We start from the raw sequence: 21,105 nt of genomic DNA on the forward strand, positions 1-21,105 counted from the left end.
ATTCCTTCTGTTAGACTTCTTTTATTAAGCATTTATAACTTGCATTTTTAATTATACCAAGTAAAAAAATGTATCAGTTCCTAAAAGGAATAATTATAGAAAAAATTACAGAACCTCAAGGTTCTGAAAAGATAATTTTAGATGTAAGCGGAATTGGTTTTGAAATATATACTACACTCTCTAGCATCAATTTAGCAGGAGAAAAGGGACAAGCCACAAAAGTCTTTACAGCTTTAATTCACAAAGAAGATCAAATGACGCTATTTGGTTTTCCAACACTTCTTGAAAGAGAATTGTTTAACTTGCTATGTAGTGTATCAGGCATAGGACCAAAAACTGCTCTTAGCCTTTTAAATAATCTAACTGTAAGTGAGATCTCACATTCAGTTTTAAATGAAAACATTTCAGCTCTAAGAAAAGCAAATGGTATTGGTGAAAAAACTGCAAGTAGAATTATTTTAGAGCTAAAAGAAAAAATAAAAAACTGGAAATATTTACCGATAATACATTCAGAAAGTGGAGAAAATATCGGAGGTCAGAGGTCAGGGGTCGGGGTTCTAAATGAAGCACGATCTGTTTTACAATCATTAGGTTATTCAAATCAAGAAATTAATCAAGCAATTTCACAACTTAGCACTCAGCTTAAGGACAGTGAATCAATAGTGCATTCTGCTTTAAAGTTATTAGCAGGTGTGAAAAGATAAAATGCCTTTTATAATCCCTCTTACAATTTTTTTCTGAATCTCTTTCTTTATAACACATTCTGCCTCTTCTGGATGAATTAAAAACCCACATTCAATTAAAACCCCATAATAAAAATCAGGCCTGGTTACAGCAAAATCTCTCTTAAATATTCCATGTTTTTTAAAGCCAGATTCTTTTGAAATATTCTCTAAAAGCTCCTTAGCAAAAGGTCTTACAAAATCATGTGTGTAATAAATTCCTACACCTCTATGTTTTAGTGGATCTTCATTGTCTGAAAGTGCATTATGGTGAATTGAAATAAAAATATTACATTTTTTCTTCTTTGCAAAATTAACCCTGTTTTTTAATGAAACGGATTTGTCTTTTGTACGTGTTAGATGAACATGCCATGCCATGCTCTTACATTTTTTAAATAATAATTTTGCAATTTGTAAATTAAATATTTTTTCAGGAATACCTCTTGGTGAATGAGTGCCTTGTTCTTTGCCGCCATGGCCTGGATCGATGATAATTGTTACGTCATTGCGAGGGAGCGTAAGCGACCGAAGCAATCTACTTGCGTTATGAGATTGCTTCGTCGGTTCTTTGAGCCTCCTCGCAATGACATTTCTAGAAATAAATCTTGTTTTTCCATTTAAAATCTGCACCAGTTGAATTACATTTTTTTTCTTTGGCAATTGAATTACCTGTGCAAAATTTCCATTTGAGGGAATTCTTATTTGTTTTGATTGTACAAACAATTTCGCCCTTGGATTGCACCACCCATAAACAAATGTTTTATTGAAATTTGAAACCCAGTTGTCTGGTGGATAAACCCAGATTAAATCTTTCTTTTGCTTTGTCATTACCTTATCTATTTTGAATTATGTGAGATAATTTTATCTGCATTTATGTTCAAAGATTTAACAAAAGTAATCCTTACAGCAAAAGCAGCTATTGATGTTATGAAAGAAAAGATAGAATCAAAAGCTTCTGATTTAGTTATTCAAGTAAAAAACTTTAAAGAAAAAAAACAAGACGATGTAGGGGTTTGCTGTAGCAAGCCCCTGCATTACAGTGAGTTCATTAGTGAAATAACGCACAGAGCACAAATAAATGAAGTTCAATTAAAAGGTTTAATAAAGGATAAATTAATTGAACTAACAAATAATGCACTTCTTGATTCAATGGAACTAAATGACATTAGGGCAGAAATAGCTGGCTTACGTGCTGAAATTGCTGATTTAAAAGAACAAATAAAATTGTCAAAGCGGTAAACAATTTTGATAACTGTAGTAGAAAAACAAGAAACCGATCATAAAGAGTCGACACCTTGGCATCTTTACTATGACACAAACATTGTCCAGGAAAAGTTTAAGTTGTTAAAGAAAGAAAAAGATTTTATACGCGAGCCCGTATTATTAATTTATTATTGCTTAAGAAATAAAAGGTTTAGGCAAATTGCTTGGTCAGTTTTTAACCTGTCAAGAAAAATAACTAAAAATAATGTTAATAACCCAATATACGTTAAAAATACTCTTCTTGAACTAGGTTCTACATTTATAAAGATTGGACAATTTCTTTCAAGTAGAACAGATTTACTTCCCAAGGATTATATAGAAGCATTATCTGAGTTACAAGACTCGCTTCCACCGTTGCCATTTGAAGAAGTAAAATCAATAGTTGAAAAAGAATTACAAAAGCCAATTAAAGAAATTTTTAGCTCATTTGATGAAACATCAATGGCTTCAGCAAGTATTGGGCAGGTTCATAAAGCCAAGCTTTTAAATAATAACGAAGTAGCTGTAAAAGTCCAAAAACCAAATTTAAGCTCTCTTTTTTATGAAGACCTTGCAATTTTAAGATGCTTTGCATTGTTTTTTGAAAAATATACAAAGATTGGAAAAGACAGAGAATGGGTTGGAATAATTGATGAAATTGGAAAAACTCTTTTTGAAGAAATTGATTTTATTGAAGAAGGAAGAAATGCTGACAAGTTTAGGAAAAATTTAAAATACGAAGAAAAAATCTACATACCGAAAGTTTTTTGGAAATATACAACAAGAAAAATACTAACCATAGAATTTGTACCTGGAACTAAAATTATAGACGTTAAAAAGTTAGAGGAAAACAACCTAGATCTTAAAGAACTAGCATTGTCATTGGTTAAAGCATATTTCAAACAATTTTTTGAAGACGGGTTTTATCATGCTGATCCCCACCCTGGAAATATAGTAGTAAAAGAAGATGGCACAATTGTCTTTTATGACTTTGGTATGGTAGCAAGATTAAACAAAAACATTAGAGAAGAATTAACAGATGTTTTGTTTAATGTTATAGAGAATGATACAGATTCATTACTAAACAATTTAAAAAAGCTTGAGCTCTTGAAAAAAGATGTTGATGTTAGATCTATTAAAAAAGTTATTGAACAAGCTGTATATAAATATTATGACGGTGCAAAATTAGACTCACTAGATTTAAATGATATGGAAAATGAATTAAGAATTCTTTTTAAAGAAAAACCAATGAAATTACCCAGCAAGTTTACTTATACTCTTAGAATGACAGGCACTTTAGAAGGAGTATGCAGAACACTTGATCCAGAGTTTAGTTTAATAAGTGCAGCAAAAGATTATTTTGAAGGGTGGATAAAAAGTAAATTGCTTGAGGCCCAGTGGAAAAATTTCATTGTAGAACTAAAACATGCTATTTTATCTGCATTCCCAAATCAGGTGAATCTAATGAATAAGATTAAAATATATTTTAATACTATGAAAGAGCTTCCAGGTTATGTTGCAAAAAAAGACAATATTAAGACAGTCAACTTAAATCCAATAGAAATTTTCAACTCTAAGGAAGAGATTATAGAAACAAATTCAAAATTAAGAGTTGCTTACACTATCATCCTTTTATTATGTTCTGTATTTATGGGCAATTCATTGATCCAGGGCAACAACTATTTAATGAACATATCAGGACTTATAATGTTAATTTTTTCTGTAGCTGGTTCTGTAGGGATTGTAGGTTACTCAATCTTTAGTAAGAAAAGTATAGATACTTAAAGAAGTGATAAAATATAAAAACAATTTCAGAAGCACAAAATGGAAAACCAATTAAATCCTCAAACAGTTATAAGTAGCCAACCTACTGTTGACATAAACCATGTTGTTTTAATAGGACGTGCAGGCAGAGATCCAGAGATAAGATATTTTGAATCAGGAAGAGTTGTTACTACTTTTAGTCTTGCAGTAAACAGGCCAATGAAAGAACCTCAAACAGATTGGTTTGATATTGAAGTATGGGGAAAACAAGCAGAGATTGCTGGTGAATATATAAAGAAGGGATCTTTAATTGGAGTTGAAGGAAAAATTAGATGGGATAGCTGGAACAGCAAAGACACAGGTGAACTAAACATAAAACCAATGATCATTGCTGATAATATTAGACTTCTTGGAAGTAAAAAAGATAACAATCCTAGCGAGGTAGTTGCCTCACAGCCAGTAGCTTAAATACCTCTTGCAAATTAACTAGATCATCTGGTGGATATTCTATATTTTGGTTTAATTTCCTGTAATGAGTGGAATAAGGGATTTGTACAACTTTTAAGAGGTAGATCAATGAAAAAAATTGCCATAACTGTCTTTATGCTTTTTTGTCTTGTAACAAGCAGTATCACCGCTGCTACTGATGCTGATGCTGATGATGATGCTACTAATGCTGCTGCTACTGATGATGATGATGATGCTACTGATGATGATGATGACTGTAGCTTGTCAGCTAGGGTTGTAAATAATAGAAATGATACTTCAGAAGGAAAAGAGATATCCTTGCATCCAGGAACATTAGAACAAATTAAAAAAGACATCCGTTTAATAAACTCAGTCAAGAAAGACAAGAAGAAAAAGAAGGGTAAGTTAGTCCAAGAATTGAAAGAAGATAATGTTGGAAACTTCTACGTAAAAATTAATCAAGCCAAAAGAATTTTAAAAGATCCCTCATTGAAAAAAGTTACATGGATTAAGCTCAGGCCTATTTGTCTGACTCCGCCTCCACCACCGTGCACTGAGAGTTTTATCTCCCCTTGTGAGTCGTGTCAACTTTGTGTTCCATTTCTCCGTTATGGTAATCAATGCCGTGATAGTGTAATTCAAGACTACAGTGTAAGTCCAAGTCAAAGCTGCACGTGTACCAAAGAGGGAGATATGTGTAACCAAGGCTCTGGTCAAGGGGGAGGGATATGTACAAAAATAAACCTAACAAGTAGCCCATCTTGCGCCTGTAGGTGCGGTAATGACGAAGATTGTAAGGACGGATACTTTTGTGATCCAGGCACAGAGCTGTGTAAAAAAAGACCACAGAACACGCCAATGCCGGAGGTTGACGATTAAGCCAACACTAATTTAGCCCAGTCTCTAGAGCAACAGTAATTTTATTCTCAAAGGTTCATTAATAAAGGTATTCCAAGCATTCACACAGACACTTGCAATAATCATCACAGTCTTTAAAAGTTCTGTTTGACAGGAAGTGCTATTTTAAGAAATGCCAAACTTGTTCCACTGGATTCAATTCTGGTGAATAAGGTGGCAAATGCAACAAAGAAATATTATGCCAAGATGTTTGATCAAGTATTAGCACGGCATGTCTTCCGACTGGTATTTTTTTAGGTACCTCTCTTAAGCCATTTATCTTGTTCTACAAATTCGTTCCAAAGCTTCTTAGCAACACCTTCTGGACTTGTTTTATTTTTATCAAGTATTAAAACAGCTTCAATATTATATGGTTTTTTTGACATACGTGGAGTACTTACACGATAGCGTTTATAAGACTTTGTTACCATTGAAAGTTTTCCGCTTGCTGCCATGATTTCTAAAACATCTTTTAAGTCCATATGTCCGTCAGTGCTGTAGCTTAGTAAAACATAATCAGAATTAATTGTTTGGATTAATTTATCTAATGCCTTAGTTGCTTCTCCTTTGTAATTGTAGGCTGACCTTCTTTCAGTCTTCCAGTCAGTTCTTATTGCACTTTTATTTGTTTTTTTTTCATTTACTAAAATTGATTTATTTATTTCTGGCTTGTCCCACAGTGCAATTGTATTTAAAATATGATAATTACTTCCATAAGGATGCTGATTATAGGGTGGATCTAAATAAACAATATTTATTTTTTCTTTTCTCAGATTAGACAAATTTTCTGCAAGAATCTGCGAGTCAATTTGATAAACTTTATTCTCTTGTTCATTGTCACATAAAACTGGTGGAACTAATTTAATGTCGCTTAGTATTCTATAAAGTGCAGTTCCAGTCTTCCCCCCCCAGCCGTTGTGAAACCCTTTAAAGACACCACTTGTATTACTTACATAACTAACACTGTATAAAAATGAAGCGAGTAAGATAGATTTTTCTTTTAAATTAATTTTTTCTTCTTTTTCCCACTCATTTATTTTTTCCCTCATAACATCAATTTTCATTCCATTTTTATGAGTAAAAAACATTCTTTCTTTTTTAATGTCAGGATTCTTGTCATCCCATGGGCAATAATACTCACCAATATAGCCATGTACACCTTCTAAGTTATTTAAATACTCATAAACTTTCTCCATACCATCAAGCTTTTTAAAATCAGGGTATTTATTTTGTTCAATGTATGCATTGTTATAAAAAAATGAATAAGGCTCCCAATCGTTTGAGATTACCTGGAAACCTAATTTTTTTGCAAGACGAGAGACAACACCACTGCCAGAAAAAAAATCAACAAGCAATCCATTTTCAACACCAGTTTGTAATATTGCCTCAAAAATCAAAGGCAACAATTTTCTTTTATTTCCAATATAAGGAAATAATTGATTAAATAAATATTCTTGAGTACGAACTGCTGCATGGTCACGAGCTTTGTATTTTAGAAAACCATCTTTCATGATTAGTATTTAAATTAAAAAATAAATTTATATAAATTGTCTTTAGTTACAGTTTCATATGAACTGTTTTTATACTCAAGCCACCTTTCAGGTTTTTTGCTCCATTTTTTTTCTCTCCACTTAATTTCGTATCCAAAAAGCTTACCGCCTTGTTCTTCTATGAGATCTACTTCAGAACCATCATAAGTCCTCCAAAAATATTGATCTGAGTAAACCTGATGATATTCTCTGTACTTAAGTCTTTCCACAATGACAAAATTTTCAAATAATTTACCAATGTCATCCCTCATATCAATAAAATTAAAGTTATTTATAATGGTATTTCTTATCCCTAGGTCGTAAAAATATACTTTTCTAAGCCTGGATAGTTCTTTTCTTTTATTTTGAGTATACGGAGATAGTCTAAATACTACAAAGCATTTTTCAAGCAAATCAATATAACGCTCTACAGTATTTTTATCTACTCCAAGCAGATTTGAGAGTTCTGTATATGATACTTCCTGTCCGACTTGAAGTGCCAGTGCTTTTAATAATCTATTAACTAAATTAGGATTTTTTACTTGTTGAAATTCTAAAATATCTTTATAGAGATAACTTGTGGTTATTTCTCTAAGTAATTGCTTTTTCTCTTCAAACGATTTTTGCTTAGTGATTTCAGGATATGAACCAAAAATAAGTAGTTGCTCCAATTCTTTTTTAAGTCTTAAGAAATTTTTATCTGGGTAAATTTCTTCTGTACTTAGAGGATAAAGATTGTAAACAAATTTTCTGCCTGTTAGTGGTTCCTGAGTTTTATGTAATAAATTGAAACTTGAAGATGCAGTCACAAAGATTTGTAATTTTTTACCGTAGTGATCTACTAAGATTTTAAGAGTCTGACCAATGTTTGAAACTTTATGTGCTTCATCAATGAATAAAATCTTTGAGTTGCTTATAATATTTTCTAAAAACTCTAAATTCTTTCCTTCAAGTAATTCCAAATCTTCTCTGTTATCACAATTCAAAGTCTTTGCCTTTGTATCTTTAAAACCTTTTAAAACTTCTTTTATTAAAGTAGTTTTTCCAACTTGTCTTGAGCCAACAATAATAAGGCTTTTACCTTTAAAAGAATCTTTTCTTAGCTTTTTTTCTAAAATTCGTGAGTAAAGTCTCATTTTTAGGCGTAATTACGTGAGGTTGCTCACTATTTTACCATAAGACAAATCAAAAAAAATTGTCAATTCTCAATTTTTCTGTAGCACTCTCTTTGGCCCATGAATTGGGTCTTCAATTACAATTGTGTGATCACGTTTGTGACCAACACTTACAATTGCAATTGGAGTTTCTAAAAGTTCTTGAATCCTGTTTAAATATTTCTGTGCATTTTGAGGAAGATCAGCTCTTGATCTGCATTTATTAATTGATACTTTCCATCCAGCTAGTGTTTCATAAATTGGTTTTACTCTTTTAAAAATTCCTGCAGCAAGTGGAAGATCATAATATTTTACTCCTGTAACATTGTCTTCATATGCTATACAAACATTTATCTCATCAAGATTGTCTAGTACATCTAATTTTGTAAGTGCTAAGCAGTCAAGCCCATTGACACGCACTGCATATCTTAAAAGAACAACATCTAACCAACCAACACGTCTAGGACGTCCTGTTGTAGTACCAAACTCTGCCCAAGCAGTACCTGCTGCTCTTAGCTCATCTGCTTCACGACCAAATACCTCAGTTGGAAAAGGCCCTTCACCAACTCTTGTAGTAAAAGCTTTACTTACACCAATAACTCTGTCAATAGAAGTAGGTCCAATTCCTGTTCCAACACATGCTCCTCCACTCACAGGATTTGAACTAGTTACATAAGGATACGTACCATGATCTAAATCAAGTAAAGTACCTTGAGCACCTTCAAACAAAATATTTTTTTTGTTTTTTACTGCATCAAAAATTAGTGCTGAAGTATCATCTACAAAAGGCTTTAATTTTTCACCATATGTTTTATATTCATCAAATACTTTTTTAGGATCAAGGGAGGGCAGAGCATATAATCTTTCCATGATTATATTTTTTCTTGGTACAAGCCAGTTAACTTTTTCTCCAAGCTCTTTTGAATCAATTAAATCAGACATTCTAATTCCAAAACGATCTGCCTTGTCAGCATAAGTAGGACCTATGCCACGGCCAGTAGTTCCTATCTTTCTTGTGCCACGACCACGATCCTCTGCTTGATCAATTGCTAAATGATATGGCATAGTTACATGAGCTTGTGAACTAACTTTTAAGCCATCTACTTTAATCCCACGCTTTGTTAAATCTTCAACCTCTTCAATTAAAATTTTTGGATCAATTACTGTTCCTGGACCAACTACACACATTTTGTTTGGATATAAAATCCCTGATGGTATTAAATGAAATTTATATGTTTCTCCATCTACTACTACTGTATGTCCAGCATTACTCCCACCCTGATAACGAACAACATAATCTGCATTTTTTGAAAGCAGATCAGTGATTTTAGCTTTACCTTCATCACCCCACTGGGCACCTACTACAATTACATTTGCCATAATTTCCTCCAGACCAAACCTAAAAATGATAGCAGATTTTAACCAATCCTTAATTATCAATTATTAATTGTCAATTTACTTCTTAACCTTTCTTTGTAGTATTGATAGCCTTTAAAAGGCTTTCTTATATTTTAGGAAAGTAATTTATAAATGACAGCTCAAGTATTACAAACAATTCTTAAAGTTGCAGTGCAACTTGCTCCAAAACAATTAGGAGCAGTAAAGAATTTAACTACCCTTTTAGAACAATATGGAACTAATCCTCTTTTAAATGTAGTTGAACAAGTTGCACTAGAAGCATCAGCAACTATTACAAGTACTCCAGCAGCGGCTATTAACAATGCAAAAAGATTACTTGGTCCAGATCTTGAAATAATTCACAGAGCATTAAAAGGAAAAGATCTTGATGGAGCAAGAGAGATTTTGTCAGATGCAGTGAGATTAATAGAGAAAGGACAACCTTTAAATAAAGAGAGACTAATACAACTACTTGAAGAGATAAAAGCAAACCATACATTAGTTGATGAACAAGTAGTTAGTGCTCATGAATCTGCTGAAAAATTATTAGATGGTTCTATTGATAACTTAATGAAAATATTTCAACGAGAGTTAGAAAACTCTGGTTCAATTTTAGGTATGGCAAGAAAAGCTGCACAGCTTTTTCACAGGTTTTTACCAGGACAATTTCCAGAAAAATGGCAATGGGTACTTGATGAAACTAAAATGAAAGAACATATAAAAGAAAAAGTATTAAATGAGGATTTTAGATCTTTTTTAATAGATTATGTTAGAGGAACTAAAGTTAGCACTAATGATTTACAAGGTTTGCAGAAGATGTGTTTTAAAGGTTTTCAAGGTGCATTATGGTTTTTAAGAAATGCTCCTAAAGAAGTAATTGAATTTGCTCCTGCTGTTGGAACAGGCTTAGGGTTCTTTGCTCGTAGAATTCCATTCTTTGGATTTATAAATATGGCTCTAATGTTTCTTGGGAACTATCAAGATGAGCTTCAGGAAATAAAAGGCCTATCTGAGAACTTTCGTACAAATCCATAATATAATTGTATAAATTCCCTACTGCATTGATTAATCAAGAGCTTCTTGTGGAATGATTATTTAGTAAAGCCATGGAAGAAGAAAAATCGCAAAAAAATAAAACCATTAAAGATTTAAAGTCTTTATTAATAAACAAAATATTAGAACTTCAAGTAAGTTCTCTTGATGCAAAAGAACAAATAAGTACTTTAGTAAACTTTATTCAGTCTTTATTGGAAATTGATACTATTGCAGTTTATGCCAACTTTGCTAATGAAGAAATTAATTTAATTAATTCTAAAACTGGTGCAAAACAACATAACTTACTTGGACACATGCTTGAAACAATTTCAGAACAAATTGAAATTAAGCAAACTAGATATTTTAATTCTCTTATTCCACTTACTGAATTAAATATAAAAGGACTTTCAGATGTTGATTTAAATACCTATATTTATCCAATACTTTCCCCACATGCTAAGGAACTATATGGAATAGTACTTATAACAAATCCAAAACTTATCAGGACACCAGAAGAACAAAAGATTTTTATATTTGTCTTAAACTACATTACAAAAATTATTGAAGAAGTAGATCTTGCAAGCCAGGTTAATGCAAAAGGAGACAGATTAAAACTTTTATCCTCACTTTCAAGCTCGCTTAGAGGACTTCTAAAGTCTGAAAAAGCAATTGAGATTGTTCTTAAAGGCATACACAGCTTTTTAAAACTTGATGATATTTATTTTGCAAGATGGATAGCTAGTAAAAAAACAATTGAAATTACCCAAGAAATAGTTTCCGACAAAAATAAATCATTAAAAGGATTTATCCACAAAGTAAGCAACAAAAATCCAATAATAAAACTTTTGTATAAGAATCAATACATGACTTATAAAAATAAAAATATTAGAAGAATAAGCAAAATATTCTTACAATCTAAAAAACCATCGATATTTTGTATATTGCCTGTATTAATTCGTAATGAACTACTTGGAATAGTAGTTTGCGAAAGCACTTCACTACATTCAGAAGTAAATACCGAAGATCTAAGAATTACACAAGATATTTGTGGACAGCTAGCGGTTATTTTAAACCAAGCAAACTTATATGAAGAAAGTCTTTCAACTGCACAAAGAGAATTTTTACTTAATTCAATTACTACAATGATTCGAGATACATTAGAAGTTAATGGTGTTCTTGAAAAAACAGCTAGAGAAATTGGACAAGTTTTTGGGGTTAGTGCATGTGGTGCATTTATCCATAAAAAAGAAGGAACAGGTTTTACAGATAAGTCTATCTGGGCAACAAAAGATGAGTATGAAAAGAAGATGTCTTTATTTCCTATTGATCCAGCTTTATGGAAAGAAAACTCTTCACCATTTTTCCCTGACCCAATTACTCAGAACATTTCAATCTCAAATATTAATTCCCAGAACTTTAGCGAAAATGAAACTTTAATAAATGAAAGTGGATGCAAATCATATCTAGCATGTCCTTTAAATAAAGGTAACAAAACAATAGGTGTACTAGCTCTTGCTCAATTTGACTCATACAGAACATGGACAAATTCAGAAGTACAGTTACTTGAAGCAATTACTGATCAAGTAGAAATGGCGCTATTACAAGCAGAACTTCATGAACATGTCCAGCAGACAGAAAGGCAAATGAACCTTTTACATCAAGTGAGCAATGCAATTAGAGATACTTTGAATATATCGACTGTTATGGCAAGAACTGCTCAGGACCTAGGAGAAATATTAGGTGCAAGCAGATGTTTTATAAGAAGGCTTAAGAGCATATCTCCTCTTCAAGTTCTTGCTACTGAACAGGAATATTTAAATAAAGAACAAAAAATAAATAAAGCAGCTGATTTAATTTTAGATTTTGAAAAGACATGGCTTGAATCATTAAACAATCTTCCTGAAGTAGATCGTGCTAATTCAACTCTTCACATTCCAGATGTTCCAACTATTTTTAAAGATTCCCCTGATCCACTTAAAACAATTTTAGAAATTATAGAAATTAAAAGTTTTCTTGCAGTTTCTTTAGTAGCAGCAGGTAAAGTAATTGGTTCATTATGTATTCATCAATGTAACAGAAATAGAATTTTTACTCAAAATGAAATTGATTTTGTAAAAAGAGTAGCGTCAGAAGCATCAATTGCAGTTTTAAATGCAGACTTATTTACAAAAGTTGAATACCAAGCACAAAGAGATAGCTTAACTAGTTTATATAATCATGCGTATTTTCAAACAGCACTTCATCACGAGGTAGAACGTGCTAAAAGAACAGGTTCTGACTTATCTGTAATAATGATAGACCTTGATCACTTAAAATCAATAAATGATAAATTTGGGCATGCAGCAGGTGACGAAGCTATTACACTTGTAGGCGGGAAATTACAACAGTGCTTAAGACAAATGGATATTGTTGCAAGATATGGCGGAGATGAGTTTGCAGTACTTTTACCAGAAACTAATCTTGAAGAAGCTACTGGAATTGCAAAAAGAATTTTAGAAGCATTAAACAGAACAATTCACTCACAGTGGGGAGCATTAAGTGCAAGTATTGGAGTATCAGGAACACCACATGAAGAAAGAAATAAGGAAGCCATTATGAAAGCAGCCGATGATGTAATGTACATTTCTAAAAAAGAAGGAAGGAATAGAATTACCATATCAACAATACTTGATACAACAGGACCAGTAGAGCAGAAACCAATCAGTAGGGGCAAGTAGGGTCAGGTTTTAAACCTGACCCTACTTGCGTTATATAATCTAATTGCATGTTTGACTTAAAAGATACAATCTGTGCTATTTGCACACCACAAGGAACTAGTGCAATTGCAGTTATTAGAATTTCAGGAAAAGACAGCTGGGATATTGTACAAAAATTTTTTTCCGAAACCTTGCAACCTTGTAACCTTGCAACCTTGCAATCTCTTTTTGAACACATGCATGCAAAACACGGCTATATAAAGGAAGGCAAGAAAATAATCGATGAAGTAGTTATCCTTCCATTTAAATCCCCCAAAAGTTTTACTACTGAAGATAGTATTGAAATCTATTGTCATGGAAGCCCACAAATTGCTTCTATGATTTTAGATTTGTGTTTAAAAAATGGTGCTAGAAGAGCTGAAGCAGGTGAGTTTACTTACAGAGCTTTTATAAATGGAAGGATAGATTTAACTCAAGCAGAAGCAATAAACGAAGTAATTAGTGCAACATCTACTAAAGTAGTTTATGCAATTTCAGAAGGAGCTTTAAGTAAGAAGGTTAAAGGATTTTATGAAAGATTGTTTGATTTAATAACATCTATTGAAAGCTCAATTGAATTTCCAAGCGATGTGCCATCTTTAGATAAAGAAAAAATAATTTTTGAGTTGCTTGAAATTAGTAAGGAATTAAGTAAATTAATTGAAGCTTCAAGAGAAGGACAAATCTTACGTAACGGAATAAAAGTTTCAATCATTGGTGAACCAAATGTTGGGAAGTCAAGCCTCTTAAATCAGTTACTAGAAAGTGAAAGAGCAATAGTAACAAGTGAACCAGGAACAACACGAGATACCATAGAAGAAAAAATAATTCTTGATGGCTGGCCTTTTGTTTTAGTTGACACAGCTGGCTTGAGAAAAGAGGGCCCCTTAAATATGTCAGAAAAAATTGGCATTAAAAAAAGTAAAGAAGCAATAGAAAACTCAGATATTGTTTTGTCGGTCTTTGATCTTACAAGAAATAAAAATGAGGAGATTTGTAATTTTGCAAATGGTAAACAAAAAATAATTGTTGGAAACAAGATTGATTTGATAGAGGCAAATCATAATCTGCCTCCATGTGATATTTCCATCTCTGCAAAGTATGGTACAAACATTGATAGGTTAAAAAAATTGCTTCTTGAGAAGGCGATTTCATTGAAACCACGTAGAGACGCCCTGTTAGGGCGTCTCTACGTCAACCAACGTCAGAAAGAACTTTTACTTCAATGTTCTTCTCATATAAATTCTGGGCTTAAAATGTTTCAAAACAATATGCCAGAAGATTTAGTTGCTGATGAATTAAAAAATGCTGTTTTAAAACTAGATGAGGTTTCAGGGAGAAAAATCAATGAGGATGTAATTACAAACATATTTAAGAAATTTTGTATTGGAAAATGATGATCTAATGGCTCAATCCCTTTTTAAATTCTTTTAAAATTTCCTCTGCAATTTTTTTAGAACTAAAATTTAATTCTCCTTTTTTATATAAAGCTTTAAGGTTTGCTAATTCTTTTTTCCCAGAATTAGATTGTTTTGTTTTCTTTGATTTACCTTTTAATTTCATTTTATTTAAACTTAACCTTCCTCATGATGCTTAATACGTATCAACTTAAGAAATTGAACTTTGTCTGTCTGGAAACTAACTTAAAAGCAAACAGAATCTAAGCAAATTGTATAACAAATAATGAACAATTCTAAAGAAAATATAGTCTTTCAATTATCCAAAGTCAATTTAGTGATTTAATTTTGGTTTGTGGATTGAATAGTTTTGGAGGCAAAGAATGGTAGAAACAACACAGCTAAATAAGTTTAGGCAAAAAAGACTAAAAGGATTAGCTAAAAAGATAAAAGCAACTCATGACAAACCTTATTTCTATCCAAAAAACAATTTATATACAAGGCAAGAGTTTGAACTGCTAGATACTATTTACTCAGATGAGCCACCTATAGCAGTAGAAACAAATCAGGGGCTAGCAGACTTTTGGCCTCAAAATAAAGAAGAGTACTTAAGTACTTCAAACAATAAAAACAATATTCTTACAAACCTGCTTTGGTTTCTCTGTGGCGTGATGCTGACATCAGTTATATGGCTTATATATTTTCAAGTTAATGTCAATGAACTAAGAACTAAAAATGATACACAAATTGTATTTCAAAAATCAGTAAACATTATGACAGATAAAAGTGCTGACAAAGAAATGAGTAAAAAACTAAATGTGCAAAAACAAAAATTTTCTTTCTCAAATCCATTTAAAAGTAAACCAAAGCTACAAGAAATAAAAGTAACTCCTAAAGAACTACCAGTTGTTAGATACCATACAGTAGGAAATGGTGATTCACTTTGGGTAATTGCAAATAAATATTACTCAAATCCATCACCTGAAAATATAAATAAGATAATGAAAGCTAACAACATGAAAAAAGTTGGGTTACTTTCAATTGGCCAGAAGCTTGTTATACCGGATTAAATTTTTTCTTTTTTCCTTATTTCTCAGCTCTCAGCTCTCGGCTCTCAGCTCTCAGCTTTCTGTACAAACCTCTTATTTCAAATCCAAAACTATAAAAATAAATGGAGTTGACTATAAACAAGTTCAATATCCAGTTGGTAAGTTTGGTGGGACACTAAATCAAAGCATATATGGATCAGGCCCTAAGACTTTTAACATCTGGGCTTCTACTGATGCAACAAGCAGTGAAGTTGGAAGATTAATGTTTGATAGCTTGTTTGATACAGATCCAATAACTGGTGAAGTTATACCTCATCTTGCAAAGAGCTATGAAATAAAAGATGAAGGAAAAACAATTATTGTAAAACTAAGAGAAGGTATTAAGTGGTCTGACGGTATTCCAATTACAAGTGATGATGTAGTTTTTACCTGGAACAAAATTGTTTTTACTGGCTTAGAAGGTGGTGGATTTCAATCACTTTGTCTTATAGATGGAAAATATCCTTCTGTAAAAAAAATTAATGATACGACAGTTGAGTTTATGACTCATGTTGTATTTGCGCCTTTCTTAAGACAAGTTGGATATCAAGTTGCACCAAAACATATACTTGAACCTGTAATTTTAAAAGCTGGGAAAGATGCAAAAGAAATCTTTTTAAGTTTTTGGGGAACAGAAACAAAACCAGAAGATTTTGTTACAAGCGGCCCGTTTAAATTAAAACGTTATGTTCAAGGACAAAGAATTGAATTTGTTAGAAATCCTAATTATTTTGTAATAAATTCTAAAAGTGAAAAACTCCCGTATTTAAATAAGATTATTTATACAATTATTCAAGACCAAAGTTTAGAACTTTTTAAATTTTTAGCAAGTGAAATAGACATTATCTCGGTTAGAGGAGAAGATGTTTCACTAGTAAAAAGATTAGAAAAGAAAAACAAATTTAAAATTATTAATTTAGGTCCTAGCTCTGGCACAGAGTTTCTAGTATTTAACTTATCTAAAAACAAGTGGTTTAACAATCTTTACTTTAGAAAAGCAATCTCACATGCTATAGATAGACTAAGCATTGTTGACAATGTTTTAGCTGGTGTAGGTAAACCATTATTTACCTCAGAATCTTTAGCATCAATTTATTTAAACAAAAAATTTGCAGGTGGATATTCACAAGATCTAAATCTGTCAAGAGAATTTTTAAAAAAAGGAGGATTTAATTGGAATAGTAACGGGAGATTAATTGACGAAAAGAATCAAACGGTTGAATTTACTATTCTTACAAATGCTGAAAATATCACAAGACAAGCAATTAGTGTAATTATCCAAGATGATTTAAAAAAACTTGGCATTAAAGTAAACTTAAGACCACTTGACTTTAATACTTTAATCGGGAGATCAGACTCTGGTAATTGGGAAGCAATTATTATTGGGTTTACTGGGGGATTCTTTGAACCTAATGATGGTGCAAATGTATGGAAATTAAATGGCAGGCTACACCTTTTTGATTCTTCAGAGCACAAACCTAGAGATTGGGAAATTGAAATAGATAAAATTTTTAATGAAGCAACAAAATATATTGATTTTCAAAGAAGGAAAAAACTTTACGACATCTTTCAAGAAGTTGTTTATGATAAGTTGCCTTTCATTTATCTTGAATCTCCTCTAAGGATAGTAGCTATACAAAATGGTTTAGGTAATATTTTTCCTACAATTTATGGTGGTGCTTTACACAATTTAGAAAGTATTTACAAAAAATAGAAATAAAAAATTAAAAATTTCCTAAAGAATTAAGCTTTATAAGAAATTAAGTTGATAATTAAATGACTGGTCTGCCAAAAGCTTTTGAATCTTAAATTGATCTAAAGAACTAAGTGTAGAAAGAATTGGTGTTCGGCCAGAAAAATAAAAAAAACAAAGGAGGGTGATTACCTTGGCTACAGCAACAAAGAAAACATTAAAACCATTACAAGATAAAGTCATAGTTCAAAAAGTTGAACCTGAAGAAAAAACTTCAGGTGGAATTGTTCTACCTGATACTGCAAAAGAAAAACCACAAGAAGGTAAAGTAATAGCAGTTGGTCCTGGTGCAGTTGACGACAAAGGACAAAGAAAACCAATGGATGTCAAGGAAGGGGATCATGTACTTTATGCAAAGTATAGTGGTACAGAAGTAAAAATTAATGGCGAAGAATATTTAATACTCTCTGAAAGAGATATTCTAGCTATAGTTAAATAAATAAAGGAGGTAAGATTACAAATGGCTAAACAAATTATATTTAATGAAGAAGCACGCAGAGCACTAGAAAGAGGTGTAGATGCTGTTGCTGATACTATAAGAATTACACTTGGTCCAGCAGGACGAAATGTAGTCTTAGAAAAGAAATTTGGTGCACCACAAATTGTAAATGATGGTGTAACCATAGCAAAAGAAATTGAGTTAAAAGACCCGGTAGAAAATGCAGGTGCTCAATTAGTTAGAGAAGTTGCTAGTAAGACAAATGATGTTGCTGGTGATGGAACTACTACTGCAGGACTTCTTGCTCAAGCAATTATTAAAGAAGGACTTAAAAATGTTGCTGCAGGTGCAAATCCTATTCAGTTAAAAAAAGGGATTGACGAGGCAACAAAAATAGCTGTTGAAGAAATTAAAAAGATTTCTCAGCCAGTTAAAGACAACCAGTCAATTGCTCAAGTAGCAACTATTGCAGCAGGCAATGATCCAGAAGTTGGAAAAATGATTGCTCAAGCAATGGACAAGGTTGGTAAAGACGGTGTTATAACTGTTGAAGAGTCAAAGAAACTAGTTGACACTGAGCTTGAAGTAGTTGAAGGAATGCAATTTGACAAAGGTTATATCTCACCTTACTTTGTAAATGATCAAGAAAGAATGGAATCTGTTCTTGAAGAACCATACATCTTATGCGTTGACAAGAAAATAAACCTTCTTGCTGACATGATTCCACTACTTGAAAAAGTAGCAAGAGCTGGAAAGCCGTTACTTGTTATTTCTGAAGATGTAGAAGGTGAAGCACTTGCAACACTTGTAGTAAATAACTTAAGACAAGTTCTAAAGTGTTGTGCAGTAAAAGCTCCAGGCTTTGGCGATAGAAGAAAAGCAATGTTAGAAGACATTGCAATTTTAACTGGTGGACAATTTATTAGTGAAGACACTGGCTCAAAGCTTGAAAATGTAACAATTGAAATGCTTGGTAAAGCAAGAAAAGTAGTTGTTAATAAGGACAAAACTACAATTGTTGCATCAGATGCTACAAAAGCTGATGTTAAAAAGCGTATCACCCAGATTGAAAAAGAAATTGAAAAATCTGACAGTGACTACGATAAAGAAAAACTTCAAGAAAGAAAAGCAAAGCTAGCAGGAGGTGTTGCAGTACTAAAAGTTGGTGCAGCAACAGAAACTGAGTTAAAAGATCGTAAACTCAAACTGGAAGATGCACTAAATGCAACAAAAGCTGCAGTTGAAGAAGGAACAGTACCTGGAGGTGGTTTAACACCACTTGCTATCAGCAAAATCTTACGTAAAGAAGCTGAGAAACATCAAGGTGATATAAGAACAGGTATTGAACTTGTTGCAAGAGCTTTTCTTGCTCCTCTTAGGCAAATTGCTGATAATGCTGGCCTTTCTGGTGAAGTTGTTGTAGAAAAAGTTCAAAGCTACAACGATGGGCTTACTGGATTTAATGCTGAAACTGGAAAATTTGAAGACTTACGTAAAGCAGGTGTTATTGATCCAGCTAAGGTAACCAGATCTGCAATTCAGAATGCTGCTTCAATTGGCTCAATGTTCTTGCTAACTGAAGCCCTAGTAGTAGATCTTCCTGAAAAGAAAGAACCAATGCCAGCAATGCCAGGCGGTGGAATGGGAGATTATTAAACAATAAATCAATAAGATGATTTGAATAGGGGCAGGTTTGAAAAACCTGCCCCTATTCATAACTTAGGGTTAACCTAAGTCCGTTATATTGCCTCTTAGAAAAGGCACAGAAATATGTGGAGGGAAAGATGTTAGATACTCCGATTGGTTTTAATGAAAGAGTGCAAGGAAGGTTTGTTAATGATGTAACAAACAAATTGCCTGTTGTTGAAAGAAAAGCGTCTGAGGCAATTGAATCATTTGCTAGGCTAGTGGATGAATTAATAAAGCTAAAACAACTTAGTACAGGTACTCCAGCTAAAGAGCAAATTACAAAGTTAACAAGTGAGTTAAATAATTCATCTGTTTTCTTTACAAAAATGATTTCAGATGAAATTAATAAGTTACATGAAATAGTCTCTCCTGATAAATCTCAAGAAGCTGCATAAAATAAAACCATTAATGCTATATTTAATAAATTATGCTGGCTTTATACCCTGGAAGTTTTGATCCTATTACAAATGGTCATGTTGATGTAATTAAAAGAGTTACTAAACTTTTTGATCAAGTTATTATTGCAGTACTAAGTAATGAACAAAAAACAAATTTTATTCCTCTTGAAGACAGGTTAAAACTAATAAAAGAATCCTTAGAAAATATTAAAAATATTTCTGTTGAAAGTTTTTCTGGCCTGACTGTTAATTATGCTAAACAAAGAGGTGCTGATGTAATTATTAGAGGGTTAAGAGCACCTTCTGATTTTGAATATGAACTAGAAATGTCTCAGATTAACAATTTCCTTTCAAATGGAATGGAAACTGTTTTTATTATGACTAACCCAAAATATTCATTTATTAGGTCAAGTAGGGTTAAAGAAGTAGTTAGTCTGGGTGGAAACGTAAAGGATCTAATACCACTGCCGGTTTATAAGTATCTACAGCAAAAAATAGGGATAAAAAGCTTGTAATTCTGTTATTTATTTGTCTAATGTACAATTGTATAATAATTTTACCTAAGTATTTGAAGGAAAAAAGTTTTTAAAAGAAAAACAGGACAGGAATACATGAGCATATATAAATTAATAGATCGATTAGGGTTAGTAGTAGAGGAGTCATCATCAATTCCATGGACTTCAGTTAAATTAGTTAATATGGAAAAATTTTATGACCAGCTTGAGCTTGTTATGTCAAAACTACCTCAAGAAATCAAAGAAGCTACTTCAATACTTAATCAAAAAGAAGAACTTGTAAACCAAGCAAAAACAAAAGCAGAGAAAATTTTAAAAGAAGCACAAAAACAGTCAGATGAACTTCTTGAAAGTACGCAGTACAAAGTAGACAAAATGGTGAAGGACTCTGAGATCTTAAAAAAAATTGAGCAAGAAGCAGAAATGATAAAAAGATCCATTTTACAAGAAGCAGAAGAAATAAGAATGCGTGCACTTAAAGAATCAGAAGAAATGAGAAAGAAAGCATATGATGAAGCAGAAAATATAAGACTTGGTGCTGATAAGTATGCAGAGAGCGTTTTAGCAAGTCTAGATCAAGATCTAAGCAACGCACTTTCAATAGTCCGCAATGGTCAAAAACACTTATTGTCAAGATCAAACAATGAAAAGTTTGGATATAATCTTCAAGCAAATGGCAGGGATAAGGAACCTGTTACTTCTAATATGTTGTAAGTCCCCAGTGAAATTTCTTTCTAATTACCGCAACTTTGAAAATTAATCTCGAGAAAAGGCGTAATTCTTGAAAATATTAAAGTTTAAACAAAAATAGATGGCCTACATATTAATTCCTGGCATTGGTAGTTGTAATTGCTTAAAGGCATACTCTGTTCCACCAACTGG

21 protein-coding genes are annotated in these 21,105 nt (G+C 32.2%); 15 read left to right on the forward strand and 6 right to left on the reverse strand.

Annotation, left to right across the window (positions count from 1 at the left end):
• Positions 1–68 precede the first annotated feature (68 nt).
• Positions 69–704, forward strand: coding sequence for a Holliday junction branch migration protein RuvA (ruvA, locus tag HYY52_08805; GenBank protein MBI2996785.1), 636 nt, complete (start codon positions 69–71; stop codon positions 702–704).
• On the opposite strand, the gene HYY52_08810 is transcribed toward ruvA, so the two are convergent.
• Complete coding sequence (locus HYY52_08810; protein MBI2996786.1) at positions 684–1,550, reverse strand: N-acetylmuramoyl-L-alanine amidase; 867 nt, start codon at positions 1,548–1,550, stop codon at positions 684–686. The two genes, ruvA and HYY52_08810, sit on opposite strands and share 21 nt — an antisense overlap.
• Positions 1,551–1,595: 45 nt before the next feature.
• Here HYY52_08810 and HYY52_08815 point away from each other — a divergent pair, with 45 nt between their 5' ends.
• From HYY52_08815 to HYY52_08830, 4 genes are all read left to right on the forward strand, one after another.
• Complete coding sequence (locus HYY52_08815; protein MBI2996787.1) at positions 1,596–1,961, forward strand: hypothetical protein; 366 nt, start codon at positions 1,596–1,598, stop codon at positions 1,959–1,961.
• A 6-nt stretch (positions 1,962–1,967) separates the two neighbouring features.
• Positions 1,968–3,749: an AarF/ABC1/UbiB kinase family protein gene (locus HYY52_08820; GenBank protein ID MBI2996788.1), complete on the forward strand. Its 1,782-nt coding sequence runs from the start codon at positions 1,968–1,970 to the stop codon at positions 3,747–3,749.
• A 39-nt stretch (positions 3,750–3,788) separates the two neighbouring features.
• Positions 3,789–4,196 (forward strand): single-stranded DNA-binding protein, encoded by a 408-nt coding sequence (gene ssb / locus HYY52_08825; protein ID MBI2996789.1) that lies wholly within the window; start codon positions 3,789–3,791, stop codon positions 4,194–4,196.
• A gap of 108 nt (positions 4,197–4,304) precedes the next feature.
• Positions 4,305–5,075, forward strand: coding sequence for a hypothetical protein (locus HYY52_08830; GenBank protein ID MBI2996790.1), 771 nt, complete (start codon positions 4,305–4,307; stop codon positions 5,073–5,075).
• Between the two features lie 139 nt (positions 5,076–5,214).
• Here HYY52_08830 and HYY52_08835 read toward each other — a convergent pair whose 3' ends face one another.
• The 4 genes from HYY52_08835 to HYY52_08850 form a co-directional block, all read right to left on the reverse strand.
• Complete coding sequence (locus tag HYY52_08835; GenBank protein ID MBI2996791.1) at positions 5,215–5,322, reverse strand: transposase; 108 nt, start codon at positions 5,320–5,322, stop codon at positions 5,215–5,217.
• A 25-nt stretch (positions 5,323–5,347) separates the two neighbouring features.
• On the reverse strand, positions 5,348–6,604 hold the full coding sequence (locus HYY52_08840; GenBank protein MBI2996792.1) for a DNA adenine methylase: 1,257 nt from the start codon (positions 6,602–6,604) through the stop codon (positions 5,348–5,350).
• Positions 6,605–6,618: 14 nt separating this feature from the next.
• On the reverse strand, positions 6,619–7,758 hold the full coding sequence (locus HYY52_08845) for an ATP-binding protein (protein MBI2996793.1): 1,140 nt from the start codon (positions 7,756–7,758) through the stop codon (positions 6,619–6,621).
• 69 nt (positions 7,759–7,827) lie between these two features.
• A complete protein-coding gene (locus tag HYY52_08850) occupies positions 7,828–9,156 on the reverse strand; it encodes an adenylosuccinate synthase (GenBank protein ID MBI2996794.1) in 1,329 nt (442 codons plus the stop codon).
• A 150-nt stretch (positions 9,157–9,306) separates the two neighbouring features.
• Here HYY52_08850 and HYY52_08855 point away from each other — a divergent pair, with 150 nt between their 5' ends.
• The 3 genes from HYY52_08855 to mnmE all read left to right on the forward strand — a co-directional run bounded on the left by HYY52_08855 (position 9,307) and on the right by mnmE (position 14,341).
• The gene (locus tag HYY52_08855; GenBank protein MBI2996795.1) at positions 9,307–10,209 is read left to right on the forward strand and encodes a hypothetical protein; all 903 of its coding nucleotides are present in this window, start codon (positions 9,307–9,309) and stop codon (positions 10,207–10,209) included.
• Between the two features lie 71 nt (positions 10,210–10,280).
• Positions 10,281–12,926, forward strand: coding sequence for a diguanylate cyclase (locus tag HYY52_08860; protein MBI2996796.1), 2,646 nt, complete (start codon positions 10,281–10,283; stop codon positions 12,924–12,926).
• A gap of 47 nt (positions 12,927–12,973) precedes the next feature.
• On the forward strand, positions 12,974–14,341 hold the full coding sequence (gene mnmE, locus HYY52_08865) for a tRNA uridine-5-carboxymethylaminomethyl(34) synthesis GTPase MnmE (protein MBI2996797.1): 1,368 nt from the start codon (positions 12,974–12,976) through the stop codon (positions 14,339–14,341).
• 4 nt (positions 14,342–14,345) lie between these two features.
• Here mnmE and HYY52_08870 read toward each other — a convergent pair whose 3' ends face one another.
• The gene (locus HYY52_08870) at positions 14,346–14,507 is read right to left on the reverse strand and encodes a hypothetical protein (GenBank protein MBI2996798.1); all 162 of its coding nucleotides are present in this window, start codon (positions 14,505–14,507) and stop codon (positions 14,346–14,348) included.
• Between the two features lie 217 nt (positions 14,508–14,724).
• Here HYY52_08870 and HYY52_08875 point away from each other — a divergent pair, with 217 nt between their 5' ends.
• The 7 genes from HYY52_08875 (at position 14,725) to HYY52_08905 (ending at position 20,937) form a co-directional block, all read left to right on the forward strand.
• Positions 14,725–15,411 (forward strand): LysM peptidoglycan-binding domain-containing protein, encoded by a 687-nt coding sequence (locus tag HYY52_08875; protein MBI2996799.1) that lies wholly within the window; start codon positions 14,725–14,727, stop codon positions 15,409–15,411.
• On the forward strand, positions 15,395–17,143 hold the full coding sequence (locus HYY52_08880; GenBank protein ID MBI2996800.1) for an ABC transporter substrate-binding protein: 1,749 nt from the start codon (positions 15,395–15,397) through the stop codon (positions 17,141–17,143). Before HYY52_08875 ends, HYY52_08880 begins: the two co-directional genes overlap by 17 nt.
• Positions 17,144–17,309: 166 nt before the next feature.
• Positions 17,310–17,621 (forward strand): co-chaperone GroES, encoded by a 312-nt coding sequence (gene groES / locus HYY52_08885; protein MBI2996801.1) that lies wholly within the window; start codon positions 17,310–17,312, stop codon positions 17,619–17,621.
• A gap of 21 nt (positions 17,622–17,642) precedes the next feature.
• Entirely contained in the window at positions 17,643–19,277 is a 1,635-nt protein-coding gene (gene groL, locus HYY52_08890; protein MBI2996802.1) for a chaperonin GroEL, read from the forward strand.
• Positions 19,278–19,405: 128 nt separating this feature from the next.
• Complete coding sequence (locus tag HYY52_08895) at positions 19,406–19,705, forward strand: hypothetical protein (protein ID MBI2996803.1); 300 nt, start codon at positions 19,406–19,408, stop codon at positions 19,703–19,705.
• Positions 19,706–19,737: 32 nt separating this feature from the next.
• Complete coding sequence (gene coaD, locus HYY52_08900) at positions 19,738–20,223, forward strand: pantetheine-phosphate adenylyltransferase (protein ID MBI2996804.1); 486 nt, start codon at positions 19,738–19,740, stop codon at positions 20,221–20,223.
• 96 nt (positions 20,224–20,319) lie between these two features.
• Entirely contained in the window at positions 20,320–20,937 is a 618-nt protein-coding gene (locus tag HYY52_08905; GenBank protein MBI2996805.1) for a hypothetical protein, read from the forward strand.
• Positions 20,938–21,105: the final 168 nt, after the last annotated feature.

Source organism: Candidatus Melainabacteria bacterium (genome assembly GCA_016193285.1).
In the GTDB taxonomy this organism is placed as follows: domain Bacteria; phylum Cyanobacteriota; class Vampirovibrionia; order 2-02-FULL-35-15; family 2-02-FULL-35-15; genus JACPSL01.